Raw genomic sequence first — 11,982 nt, forward strand, 5'->3', positions numbered from 1 at the left:
CTTGGAGCATAAGCAATTTAATTAGTACCACTGGGTCAATACTTGGTCTTCCGATATTTTCACTATATAGGTCTTTTACTTCATCATATATAAAATCAAAATCAATGCTTTCTTCTACAGCCCTTAAAAGATGATCTTTAGGTACTAAATCACTGATGCTTACAAATTCCACCTGGTTAGTTATTGCCCGATTTTTCTTCTTTAACATGTCAATCGCCCCACAATATTTTTTCTATTTCTATTTTACTGGAAAATTGTCCATCTTTGGGTCTTGACACAAAAAAAGACTGCCGACATTTACTTTGTCGACAGTCTGAAGCAACGCCTGACGGCGTTGCTTCTACTTTTTATTTTGTTTTTTATGAGAAACCTGCAGACCAAAGCGCCGCATCTTATTTAAGATGGTTGTGTGGGAAACACCCAGGGCCCTGGCTGCTTTGCGGGCGCTGCCGTGGGTTTTGAGGGCCAGCTGCAGGGTATCCAGTTCGGCCCGGGCCGCTGCTTCTTTCAAGCTGGAACTGCTGAATTCTTCATTGGCCGGAAAATGCCCGGCCAAGCTAAAGCGTTCATCATCCAAAATAATGTGTTCCGGTCGGATTTCCCCGCTTTCCACCAGGTTGACGGCTCGTTCAATGACATTCGCCAATTCACGGACATTGCCTGTCCAGCGGTTTTTGGTCAATATCCGCAAGGCCCCGGCAGAGATGCCGGAAACTTCTTTATTGGGCTGGGAGGCATATTTCTTTAAAAAGTGATGGACCAGGAAAGGAATGTCCTCCGGCCGCTCGCGCAGGGGGGGCAACCGGATGGGAAACACATTTAAACGATAATAAAGGTCCTCTCTGAAATCACCCCGGGCCATCATTTCCTCTAGATTTCTATTGGTGGCGGCAATCACCCTGACATTGACGGGAGTTTCATGGCGGTCCCCCAGTCGTCTTACCTTGCCGTCCTGTAATACCCGGAGAAGTTTTGCCTGGAGATGCGGAGACAGTTCGCCGATTTCATCCAAAAACAGGGTCCCTTCATGGGCAAATTCAAAGAGCCCCTGCTTGCCCCCTTTTTTTGCCCCGGTAAAAGCCCCGTCGGCATAGCCAAAAAGTTCACTTTCCAACAAAGAATCCGGCAGAGCCGCACAGTTCAAGGGCACAAAGGGCTTGTTTCTGCGCAAACTTTCCATGTGGATGGCCCTGGCAAACAATTCTTTGCCCGTCCCGCTTTCTCCCCTGATCATAACGGTGGAATCACTGCGGGCCACCCGTTTGGCCATGGCCACCACCCGTTCCATGGCTTCGCTGCCGTAAATAATGTCTTCAAAGGTTATCATGGACGGTTTGGTTACAGAATAAACCAGGTCACGCACCTGGGACATATCTTTGAGGGCTGCCACCATACCAATGACTCTGCCCGCTTGATCCTTAATGGGCCTGCCGGTGCTCAAATAGTGATGCCTGCCCCGGGGCGTGGTAATCATAATTTCTTTATGGTCATAGCCTTCGCCGTTTTTTAAACTGTTAATCATGGGAATATCCATAGAAACCACTTCCGCCACATCCCTGCCCAGAGCTTTTTCGGCTGAGATTAGGAGAATTTTCTCACAGGCGGGGTTAAAGACGGTAATATGCCCCTTGCGGTCCACCGCGATAATGCCGTCGCTGACCGAATCCAGTACAGCCTTGAGCTGTCTTTCCCTTTCCTCGTGGGGCATCACTTCAATGGGTTCCACCTGTTTAACGCCGGGAATCGCTTTGAGTTCCCGCTGCAGGGCTGCTGCTTCCCGCTCTTCCAAAGCCTCAATTTCCAGGTACATGTTGTTGGGTAATACCTGCAGGGATATAATATTGATATTTTTAGGTGATACCACCTGGGAAACATCATAGACAATTCCTACCCGGTCTTTAAATTCGATGCGCAGGCGCAAGGTCTCCAACAGCAGCACCTCCGATGGCATGATCCTTTAACAATTCTACACTCCTCTCCCTCATCCTTCAGGAAACAGCAAGATCATTTTTCCAGGGTTACTTATCGGCGGTCTTGCGAAATTATTAATTTTTCCATGAAGAGATTGACATCCCATCGGCTAAAGAATATACTAAAAACAGATATTGATAATCATTTTCATCGATTCATTGGCATATCATATTCAGTAGAATAAGTTTTCAATGGCATTATCATCTAAAATGATGCTATTACTTTGCTTTGCTACTGATAATGATTTTCATATTCAAGTAAAGGGGTGTTTTGTATGACTCTGGACCGCGTGAAAAGAGGGCAATACTTTAAAATCAACCATATTCCCAATGAAGCCGTGCGGGCTCAAGCCATTCGTTTCGGTATTACCGAGGGTGAGTGGCTCACCTGCGAAGAAGTTGTTCCTGCGGGACCCATCGTTATCCGTAAGAACCGCCAGCAGATTGCCCTTGGCAGGCAACTGGCAAAGGAAATTGACATCAGTCTGAGCTAGAATAGCAGGCATTCCGGGGCAAAGGACCCGGTTCATCAATTTCTGAATGTCAATGGATGTACCATGCATCAACTAAAGAAGGAGTGAAGTTTATGTCCCACTGCCACGGATGCAGTATCAAGATAGATATTCCCGAGGGGGCCCGGCGCATTGTCTTGGTGGGAAACCCCAACGCCGGAAAATCGGTATTCTTCAATTATCTAACCGGCGTGTATGTGGATGTTTCCAATTACCCCGGCACCACGCTGGAGATTTCCCACGGCCGTTATCAAGGTGATGTTATTATCGACACTCCCGGGGTTTATGGCATTTCTTCCTTTAACGACGAAGAAAGGGTCGCCCGGGATGTTATTTTGTCAGCAGACGTTGTCATCAATGTTGTGAACGCCGTCTATTTGGAGAGGGATTTGTTCCTGACCCAACAAGTAATCGACACGGGAGTTCCGGTGATCGTGGCCCTGAACATGGTGGATGAGGCTGCAAGACAGGGAATTAAAATTGATGCTGCCCTGCTGAGCCAGTTGCTGGGGGTGCCGGTCATTCCCACGGTGGCTGTTAAAAAACAGGGTTTAGAAGAAGTAAAGCAAAATATCTGGCAGGCCCGGCAGGGTCATTCCGATCCTGCCCTGCAAAAGGATTTGGATGAGTTGGTAAACCGGGTGGGCAGCCGCGGCGAAGCCCTGCTGATTCTGGAAGGGGATGATGCTGTAGCTGCCAGGCACGGGCTGGCACCTATGAACCGGCGGGAAGAAATCTATCTGCAGCGGCGGCAGCGGGTAAACCAGCTGGTGCATCATGTGGTGAAGGAGATCAGCAAATCAGCTGCCTTTGGTAACGCCCTCAGCCGCATGATGATGAAACCCCTGACCGGAATACCCATTCTGCTGCTGGCCCTTTATGCCATGTATCAAATTATTGGCGTGTTTGTTGCCGGTACGGTGGTAGGGCTGACCGAAGAAACCATTATGATCGGTAAATATGAACCTGCTGTGCGCTCCTTCGTCGGGAGGTTTATCAGTGAAGGTTCCACCCTGGGAACTATTTTAATCGGGGAATTCGGCCTGTTGACCATGACCTTCACCTATGTTCTGGGATTATTGATGCCCCTGGTGGTAGGGTTTTACTTCTTCCTGTCCCTGTTTGAGGATTCCGGTTACCTGCCCCGTCTGGCCACCCTGGTGGACAGAGTGTTAACCGGCATCGGATTGAACGGCCGGGCGGTGATTCCTTTAATTCTCGGCCTGGGTTGCGTAACCATGGCCACCATTACCACCCGCCTGCTGGGATCTGAGCGGGAAAGGCGTATTGCCATCTTTCTCCTGGGTTTGGCCATCCCTTGTTCCGCCCAGCTGGGTGTCATTGCCGGCATGCTGGCTGCGGTGGGCCCTGAATTTGTCGCCCTTTATACTCTGGTGATCCTGGCGATTCTGGTGGTGGTGGGTACTTTAATGAATTCTTTGTTATCCGGCCGGTCCTCCGACCTGTTAATTGATTTACCGCCCTTGCGGTTCCCCAGGGTCGACAATGTTCTAACCAAGACCTTCATTAAATCGTACCAGTTCTTAAAGGAAGCTTTCCCGTTGTTTGCCCTAGGCGCCCTGTTGATCAGTATTTTCCATGTTACCGGTATTCTTACCCTGCTGCAAAATGCCCTAGCTCCCCTGACCGTTGGCTGGCTTGGTTTGCCCAAGGAAGCTGCCACCGCTTTCATTATGGGAGTTGTGCGAAGAGATTTCGGCGCAGCGGGCCTGGCGGATATGACACTTACCCCTATTCAGACAGTGGTTGCCTTAATTACCATCACCCTGTTTGTTCCTTGCATCGCCTCCATCCTGGTGATATTTAAGGAACGCACCAAGAAGGAAGCGGCCCTGATGTGGCTCAGCACCTGGGTGATTGCCTTCCTCATCGGCGGTGTCATAGCTCAACTGTCAAACCTGCTGGGAGTGTCCAGCCCGGCACAAGTGTTTACGGTTGCCGTATCTGTATTGGGTTTGGCCGTCCTGGTGGTAATCGCTGTAAGACTCTTCAAAAAACAAGGTGTACACCGTAATCCCAGTTCAAAGGGGGCAGCCTGATGAAGCAAACAGACAAAAATCCATGTTGTGGGCTAAAAATCTGCCCCCGCTGCAACTGCCCTGTTGAAATGCTGACCTTGGTTTGTCCCAGGTGCCGGGAACCCATCCCCGGCGGCTGTTCCGGCAGCTGCACAAAATGCAACAACGGGAAAGCGAACAATAGATAAGACAAAGGGACTGCCTCTAGCAGCCCCTTTCCTACTGTTTACACTCTCCACAGTGCCCGAAAATCTTCAATTCATGATCTGTGACAACAAAGTTATAATCCCTGGCCACCTGTTTTTCCAGCTCTTCCAGCAAATCCTCGTTTATTTCCAAAATCTTACCGCATTTAAGGCAGATGGCATGATGGTGGTGATGCCTGTCACTGTTATCTCCGTATTCATAGCGTTTACGTCCGTCGCCAAAATCTACGCTGTGGATAATCTCATGCTCCAGGAACAACTCCAGGGTCCGGTAAACAGTGGCCAGCCCTACATCCGGCGCCTTCCTTTTAACAAGATTATAAACGTCCTCAGCGCTAAGATGTTTATCCTTATTCTCCAGCATCACTTCTAAAATCTGCTGCCGTTGGGGGGTTAATTTATATTCTTTGGCCCTCAGTTTTTCTCCAACCTGGTTTATAATCTTTTTCAAACAAAAACACCACCCAAGCTACTTTTTTCCAGTATATTGTTTTTTATTTTGGGTGTCAATGTACTTATTCACTGCCGTAACCGTAGTATTGCCGGCGCCGGGCTGCTCTTTTCCTCCTTTTCCTGTTAAGAACCACTCGCCGCCTGATCCAAAGGAGGACCAGCAGCGGCGGAACAGTCCAGGTGAAAAAGGCTTTGCACAGGGCCAGCCAATCCCGTTGAACATCCGCGGCTGCCACCAAATTGACTCTGCCCAGTTCTTTATTACCGCTCCCAATGACCACTGCCCCCAGGACCTGTCCTTTGGTCACCGGGGCTGTAATTTCTTTGACGGTTTCCGTGGAAATCTGTACCTCGTTGGCTCCCTGCCTGGGGAAGGTGTAGAAAAAGTCCTGGTCGGCCACCAGGTCTACGTTGCTTTTGCCGTACTTCACAGGCAGGTTGTCCATTACTTTGCCATGGTAAACCAGTTGGCGGTTGGTGAAGTTGGCAAAGCCGTAGTCCAGTAACCGGGCCGCGTCGCTCCACAGATTGCTTCCTTCACTGCGCAAAACCACGGCAATTAATTCCCGTCCCTCTCTTTCGGCCGAAGCGATAATGCACTGGCCGGCCTGCACGGTGTAACCGGTTTTAATGCCGGTGGCGCCTTTGTAGCCGTAAATTTTGCTCCATAGCAGTTTGTTGTGGTTAAACAAATACTTTTGAGCTTCCGGATCCGTCCTGGGAACCTCATGGTGAACCGTCGAAACAATTTTCCTAAAATCTTTGTTTTTCATAGCCTCGCGACCGATCAAAGCCAGGTCGTAGGCGGTGGAATAGTGATTTTCGTCGGGCATCCCGTGGGGATTGGTAAAATGGGTGTCCCTGGCTCCTATTTCTTTTGCCCTTTTGTTGCAGAGCTCCGCAAAATTTTCCACCGACCCGGCGATATGTTCCGCAATGGCCACCCCGGCATCGTTGGCCGAGTTTAACATCAGGGCATAAAGGAGCTCTTCCATGGTCAGCCGCTCCCCCTCCACGAACCACATGGATGTACCCCCGGCGGTAATGGGATTGGCCCCGATGGTCACCACATCATCAAGCCTGGCCCGCTCCAGGGCCACCAGTGCCGTCAAAACCTTGGTGGTGCTTGCCGGGAACATTCTTTTGTGTTCTTCCTTGCCGTACAACAGCTGCCCGGTCCGGGCATCCATGAGGGCTGCGGTTTCCCCGACAATCTCCGGTTCCCCGGCCCAGGCGCCGGGGATAAAACTACAGAAAGAAAAAAATATCACAACAACGTTGATTAATTTTCTTAACACAACATCACCTGTGTAGACTATGCTTAAAGGGTTTCCTGCGCTATTTTGCGGGTTTAAGCCAATGAATGCCCAGTAGAAAAGCCAAACCCAGTATGATGACGCCGGCTAACATGGTTAGCGGGGAGGCTGCCGGCAGGGTGGTGGTAAAAAGGTTGAGCAGCTGGTTAATCAGTCCTCCGATGAAAAAGGCCACCATCATGATACCCAGCCAAATAGCCGTACCTTCCTTCCAGCCCCTTTCTTTATAGATCACCATGGCCGAAGCAATGCAGGGTACGAACAGGGTAATGGTGGTCAAGGCCACCATTTTCTGCACATCCGACATGGGGAATGAAAATAAACTTGCCGTACCGAATTCCCGGCGAATAACTCCCATAATGAAACCGCCGGCCGCTTCCTTGGGTAAACCAAGCCAGTTTACGGTAAGAGGAACCAGGGCATTTTCAATGGCGTTCAAGGCGCCTGAAACCTCAAGGAGACCCAGGCAGAGGGCGCCTAGGGCAAACAGGGGCGCTGCCTCCGTGATAAATTCATAGCTTTTCATCCAGCTTTTCTTTAAAACATTGCCCGGTTTGGGCAACCTGAGGGGTGGCAAATCAATCCAGAGGGAGGTGGACTGCCCGGACACAAATCGGTTTAACAACAACCCGCCGGCCATAAACACACTGACAATAATCAGCCCGTAAACTATTGCATAGCCTGGCCCCAGCCCCGCCAGCATGGTGGCGATAATGGCCAGCTGGGCGGAGCAGGGCACGGTTAGCGCCAGAATGATGGTGGCAATACGGCGCTCCCGTTCGGACCCCAGCAGGCGGGTTGACATCAGGGCCATGGTTACACAGCCAAATCCCAGGACCAGGGGTATCACCGCCTGACCGTTTAATCCAAAGGACGTCAAAACACGATCCAGCAGGGTGGCGATCCGCGGCAAATAACCGCTGTCTTCCAACAAGGCCAGCACCAGATTAAAACCCAGCACCAGGGGAAATAAAAGGCCCAGCAGGTAGGTTACCGTCATGGTAATGACACCGAAATTTCCCACAAGTATCTGATTGAAGGCCGATTCCGGCGCCACCATACGGCCCACCAAGGCTTTCACCGCGGGCTGGAAATACTGGCCCATTAAAATTTCCTCGGTAAAACCGACCACGGTTTGTGCCACAAACACCCCCACCAGTTGGTAAAGAGCCCACAGAGTCAGGATTAATAAAGGAATGCCGGTAAGGGGCTGGATCATCCAGCGGCTGAGAACCGTGCTCCAGACCTCCTTGCGGCTGGTTTCCTTAACCGACATCGCCACCAGTTCGTTGACCCACCGGCGCCTAGCGCCGTAGATCAGCTCCCGGTCTCCTCCCGGGGCCATGCCGTGCCTGGCAGAAACAACCGGGTCCCCTTCTAAAATCAGCAGTTTTTCGGGATCCGGTATATCCGCGGGTAGACCTGCCATTTTTTCCTGCACCGGCGGCAGCCTGCGGCCTGCCCGGGCCCGGCAGATGGCTTCTTTCAGTTGGTCCATCCCTTTTCCCTCAACCGCCACCGTAGCAATCACCGGTACGCCCAGAAGTTCGCTCAGTACCCGGATGTCGATTTTAATTCCCTGCTGCTGAGCTTCGTCCATCATATTTAAAACCACCAGCACCGGCAGCCCCGTGTCGATAAGCTGCTGGGTCAAAAACAAGTCCCTTTCCAAATGAACTGCATCAACAATATTTACCAGAATATCCCCATGCAAAACAATATCCCGGGCAATTTTTTCTTCCTCATTAAATGAGGATACACCATAAATCCCCGGGGTGTCAGTGACGGCATCCTGGCCGCAGCGTCCGCATATTACATTTGTGGTGGTGCCCGGGAAATTTGCCACATCTGTGTAGCGCCCGGTCAGATAATTAAAAAACACTGATTTTCCTACATTGGGGTTGCCCACCAGAACAATGTTTTTTCCGGTGACACCCTCTTGCTGGTAATGTTTGTTTACCATCTATGAATAACCTCGTGAAACCTTTTTCTAATTAACCGGTTGAACCGCAATGCTTTTTGCCAGTTCACGGCCGATAGCAATTTGCTGTTTGCACATGCCAACCACCACCGGCCCCGCCGGAACCACCTCTTCACAGGTAACGACGGTTCCCTCGAAAATACCAAACCGGATAGCCTGTGACCTGATTACTTCATTGGGAATGTTCAGGATTTTAATTTTTTGTCCTCTTTTGCATTTATCCAGTGTCATGCCGCAATTCCCTCCAAACCCGGCCAAACTATTAAAAGATAATGGTTATCAGTGTCAATTTTATTATAATTGCAGCCATTGGCCAAGGCAAGGTTTTTTGTTTATTTTATGATGCCAGGGGAACAATAGTCAGCAAAGGAGGGAGACATTGATGGTGGATATCAACACAGAGGGGCTGGAGATTGCGCCTTTATCAGAGGAGCAGAGGAGCAGATCAAAGCCTTAAACAAAGCCCAGACCCAATTAAATGAAATGCCAAAATTGATCAGGAAATCTACCTGCTGGCGGTTACCAGAAATCAAGAAGGTACTGCAAAAAGCTAGGGAGGCCCTCAGCCTCCCACAAGCTATTATCTCAGTTTATGTTTATTATGTAGGGTGTTCCAAAAAGTATGATCTTCAAATCCCATTCGCCATATCCCTACGCCGCCCAGCTTGTAGGATTTTAGCAGACCTAATTTAATGCCCAGACTGTACTTATTTTCAAACCAAACTTCGTGCTTTTCAGAGCCCTTCCAGTAGTAAAAATAAGGGGAACTGCTGGCGTTGTCCCAGCGGACCGCCGCTCCGGTTTGCCGGACCAGTGCGTTAACATCCTTCCACTTAACAGAACGGTTTTTACTGTAGGACCAATCGTAGCCATAGGCGGCCAGGCCTAAAATAATTTTATTCGAGGGCATTTGACTGACGGCATAGTCCAGTACGCTTTGCACCCAGGGTAAAGACGCAATGGGACCGGGCTGCCCGCCAAACCAGTGCTCATCATAGGTCATCAGCATTACGTAGTCGCATACCCGTCCGATTTCCTTGTAATCATAGGCGCCGGACCAATTGTTGTTCCACTGGTGGCTGTTTTTTGCCGGAATGGCTGCTGTCAGAAGATATCCCCCGGGTTTGAGCAGACCCTTTAATTCCCATAAAAACTTGTTATAATCGTTTCTATTCCAGGTGGGCACCGCCTCCAAATCAATATTGACCCCGGCATAGCCATATTCTTTAACTAACGAGGCAATATTGACAGCCAGCTGCCACCTTTTTTGGGGGTCCCCCAGTACTGCCGAGGCTGAGGCAACATCCATCCCGTTGTACATGTTATGTACCACTAACAGGGGCTTAACACCCTTCTTTTTGGCCAGGCTGATTCCTTCCGAGGGCGGAAAGTCAACAATCAACCGTCCGTTGCTGTTGATGCGGGCGGTGAAGGTCGCTACATAGTCCAGGTAGCTGTGATAGTTGACCAGGGAGTTATAGGATTCGTTATCGGTGTACCAGTCCTTTGCATAATAGCCCATGACGATGGGTCTGGGCTGTCCGGCGCCGGCCGGTGCGGGAAAAAACATAAAGTTAAAGGTGACAAGGTAAAGAAACAGGAATCCAAGGGTTGTCCATCTTCTTTTAATCATAGTACCTCCTGCTTTTAATTTTTAGCCCTGGTCCCTCTAAAAATTGTAACAGGAAGACAAATTCTCATGAAGACCAATAATTTTTCCAGCGGTGTCAATAATTTGATACGCCAATGTCGCTTATTGACAACAAGTTCTGATTATTCACTGCCAGCAAGGATTTACAACAAGCACAGAGAATAGTAATTTAACAGGGATCCAAGTCTCGTTAAGAGGTGAATATGTTTGTCTGAACTATATTACTGGTTATATTTAAATAAAATCCTTTTTGCACCCCTCACGGCTTTTTTGACAGCCCAACTTCTAAAAGGGCTGCTGGAAAGTCTGAAAAATAAAAAGTTGCACTGGGAAAGATTTTTTGAAGCCGGCGGCATGCCCAGCTCACACTCGGCCATGGTGACAGCCCTGGCCACAGCCGCCGGGCTGAGCTACGGTTGGTCTTCCTCTCTTTTTACCATTACAGCGATTTTTTCTGTGATCGTGATGTATGATGCCATGGGAGTTCGCCGGGCCGCGGGGATTCATGCCAAAATATTAAACCAGATTCTGGAAGAGATGGGTCGCCAGGACGGGCAGCAAAACGTCAAGGCATTAAAGGAATTGATCGGTCATACGCCCTCTGAAGTGGCGGTGGGCGCTTTGATTGGCGTTATGATGGCCGCGGTGGTTTTTTAAGGGGAAGAATGCATTGTTAAAATCGAACCTTTTATCCCGGCAGGATTTTGTCTTAATTCTATTACTGTTTCTGACAGAATTGACCAGAAGCGCCTTTTTCCTTACCTTCTGGCCCCTTTATGCCGTGAATTTTTTAAATACTTCCGTGGCAAGCGCCGGCATGGTTGTGTCTGCCCATTACCTTACCGAAACAATTTTTAAAACGGCTGTGGGCTGCCAATTGGACCGCCGGGGAAAACCGGTGCTGCTGGGGGGGTTGCTGTTGAGTTTGTTGTCCCTGCTGGGGTTCTATTACCGGCGGGAAGCGTGGGTGATGGTGGTTCTGGCGGGCCTGTTCGGTCTGGGTTTCGCACCGGTGTGGTTAGCTGTTATCAGCAGGGTGGCCCCCATTGACCATCCTGACCGGGCAGCCAGAATGGGCGCTGTTTTCTCGGCCTGGCTGCTGGGGGCCGGGGCCGGACCAGTGGCTATTAATTTTGTTTTACCCGCCGGCTTTCGCACGGCATTCCAACTCCTGATTATTGTTTGGGCCCTCTGCCTGGCCATAGGACTGCTGATTCCCTTGCAAGCCAAGACCGGTTGTATAAAGATTTCTCTTTCGGACCAGTTGAAAAAACTGGCCGCAGATCCCATGGTGATCAAGGTTTTACTGCCCGGGATGTTTTTGCAGACCACGGCGGCAAGTTTGCTGCTGCCCATCCTCCCTTTATATGCCACCGGGGTTTTAGGATTGTCCTCCCGGCAGTACGGTTGGTTATTAACGGCGGGGGGAGCTGCCACCGTTCTTTTTTTGGTGCCGATGGGTAAACTGGTGGACCGATTGCCGTTAAAAAAAGTTTTGACCACTGGCTTTTTGTTAAGCGCTTTATTTTTGTCCCTTTTTCCATTAACCAAAAAATTGCCTGTGATCATGCTCCTGGCGATCCTGGTCGGGCTTTCCTACGCCATTGTCTTACCCGCCTGGAATTCGCTGCTGGCCAGGGCCATACCGCCGGAACAACAGGCCACCGGCTGGGGGATCTTCACCACCCTGGAGGGTCTGGGCATTGCCACAGGCCCCGTGCTGGGCGGTGTTATCTCCGTCTGGCTCCACCCAACGGGAGCCATTTACCTGAGCGCTTTTATCCTGGCCGGCATGGGTTTCTTTTATCTTTGCCATCCCTTTGACCGGACTTTAAGCAACCAGGAGTGATAAAA

The 11,982-nt window shown here is 50.1% G+C and carries 12 protein-coding genes; 5 read left to right on the forward strand and 7 right to left on the reverse strand.

What is annotated here, in order from left to right:
* Together BUB67_RS06775 and BUB67_RS06780 are read right to left on the reverse strand one after the other, a co-directional pair.
* The coding region (locus BUB67_RS06775) for a transposase (RefSeq protein WP_476588303.1) at positions 1-208 on the reverse strand (208 nt) is incomplete at its 3' end.
* A 132-nt stretch (positions 209-340) separates the two neighbouring features.
* Positions 341-1,930 (reverse strand): sigma 54-interacting transcriptional regulator, encoded by a 1,590-nt coding sequence (locus tag BUB67_RS06780; protein ID WP_073237748.1) that lies wholly within the window; start codon positions 1,928-1,930, stop codon positions 341-343.
* 315 nt (positions 1,931-2,245) lie between these two features.
* On the opposite strand from BUB67_RS06780, the gene BUB67_RS06785 reads away from it, so the two are divergent.
* The 3 genes from BUB67_RS06785 to BUB67_RS16375 all read left to right on the forward strand — a co-directional run bounded on the left by BUB67_RS06785 (position 2,246) and on the right by BUB67_RS16375 (position 4,709).
* Positions 2,246-2,464 (forward strand): FeoA family protein, encoded by a 219-nt coding sequence (locus BUB67_RS06785; RefSeq protein ID WP_073237751.1) that lies wholly within the window; start codon positions 2,246-2,248, stop codon positions 2,462-2,464.
* Positions 2,465-2,556: 92 nt separating this feature from the next.
* On the forward strand, positions 2,557-4,542 hold the full coding sequence (feoB, locus tag BUB67_RS06790) for a ferrous iron transport protein B (protein WP_073237754.1): 1,986 nt from the start codon (positions 2,557-2,559) through the stop codon (positions 4,540-4,542).
* Positions 4,542-4,709, forward strand: coding sequence for a hypothetical protein (locus BUB67_RS16375; RefSeq protein ID WP_159431815.1), 168 nt, complete (start codon positions 4,542-4,544; stop codon positions 4,707-4,709). Before feoB (BUB67_RS06790) ends, BUB67_RS16375 begins: the two co-directional genes overlap by 1 nt.
* A gap of 31 nt (positions 4,710-4,740) precedes the next feature.
* Here BUB67_RS16375 and BUB67_RS06795 read toward each other — a convergent pair whose 3' ends face one another.
* The 5 genes from BUB67_RS06795 to BUB67_RS06815 form a co-directional block, all read right to left on the reverse strand.
* A complete protein-coding gene (locus BUB67_RS06795) occupies positions 4,741-5,178 on the reverse strand; it encodes a Fur family transcriptional regulator (RefSeq protein WP_073237759.1) in 438 nt (145 codons plus the stop codon).
* Between the two features lie 64 nt (positions 5,179-5,242).
* Entirely contained in the window at positions 5,243-6,478 is a 1,236-nt protein-coding gene (locus BUB67_RS06800; protein ID WP_084127664.1) for a D-alanyl-D-alanine carboxypeptidase family protein, read from the reverse strand.
* Positions 6,479-6,518: 40 nt separating this feature from the next.
* On the reverse strand, positions 6,519-8,459 hold the full coding sequence (gene feoB / locus BUB67_RS06805) for a ferrous iron transport protein B (protein ID WP_073237766.1): 1,941 nt from the start codon (positions 8,457-8,459) through the stop codon (positions 6,519-6,521).
* Between the two features lie 27 nt (positions 8,460-8,486).
* Positions 8,487-8,708 (reverse strand): ferrous iron transport protein A, encoded by a 222-nt coding sequence (locus BUB67_RS06810; RefSeq protein WP_073237770.1) that lies wholly within the window; start codon positions 8,706-8,708, stop codon positions 8,487-8,489.
* 349 nt (positions 8,709-9,057) lie between these two features.
* The gene (locus tag BUB67_RS06815; protein WP_073237774.1) at positions 9,058-10,110 is read right to left on the reverse strand and encodes a glycosyl hydrolase family 18 protein; all 1,053 of its coding nucleotides are present in this window, start codon (positions 10,108-10,110) and stop codon (positions 9,058-9,060) included.
* Between the two features lie 225 nt (positions 10,111-10,335).
* Here BUB67_RS06815 and BUB67_RS06820 point away from each other — a divergent pair, with 225 nt between their 5' ends.
* Both BUB67_RS06820 and BUB67_RS06825 read left to right on the forward strand, forming a co-directional pair.
* The gene (locus BUB67_RS06820) at positions 10,336-10,785 is read left to right on the forward strand and encodes a divergent PAP2 family protein (RefSeq protein ID WP_073237777.1); all 450 of its coding nucleotides are present in this window, start codon (positions 10,336-10,338) and stop codon (positions 10,783-10,785) included.
* A 13-nt stretch (positions 10,786-10,798) separates the two neighbouring features.
* Complete coding sequence (locus BUB67_RS06825) at positions 10,799-11,977, forward strand: MFS transporter (protein ID WP_073237780.1); 1,179 nt, start codon at positions 10,799-10,801, stop codon at positions 11,975-11,977.
* Positions 11,978-11,982 lie beyond the last annotated feature (5 nt).

The organism is Desulforamulus putei DSM 12395 (genome assembly GCF_900129195.1).
GTDB classification, from domain to species: domain Bacteria; phylum Bacillota; class Desulfotomaculia; order Desulfotomaculales; family Desulfotomaculaceae; genus Desulfotomaculum; species Desulfotomaculum putei.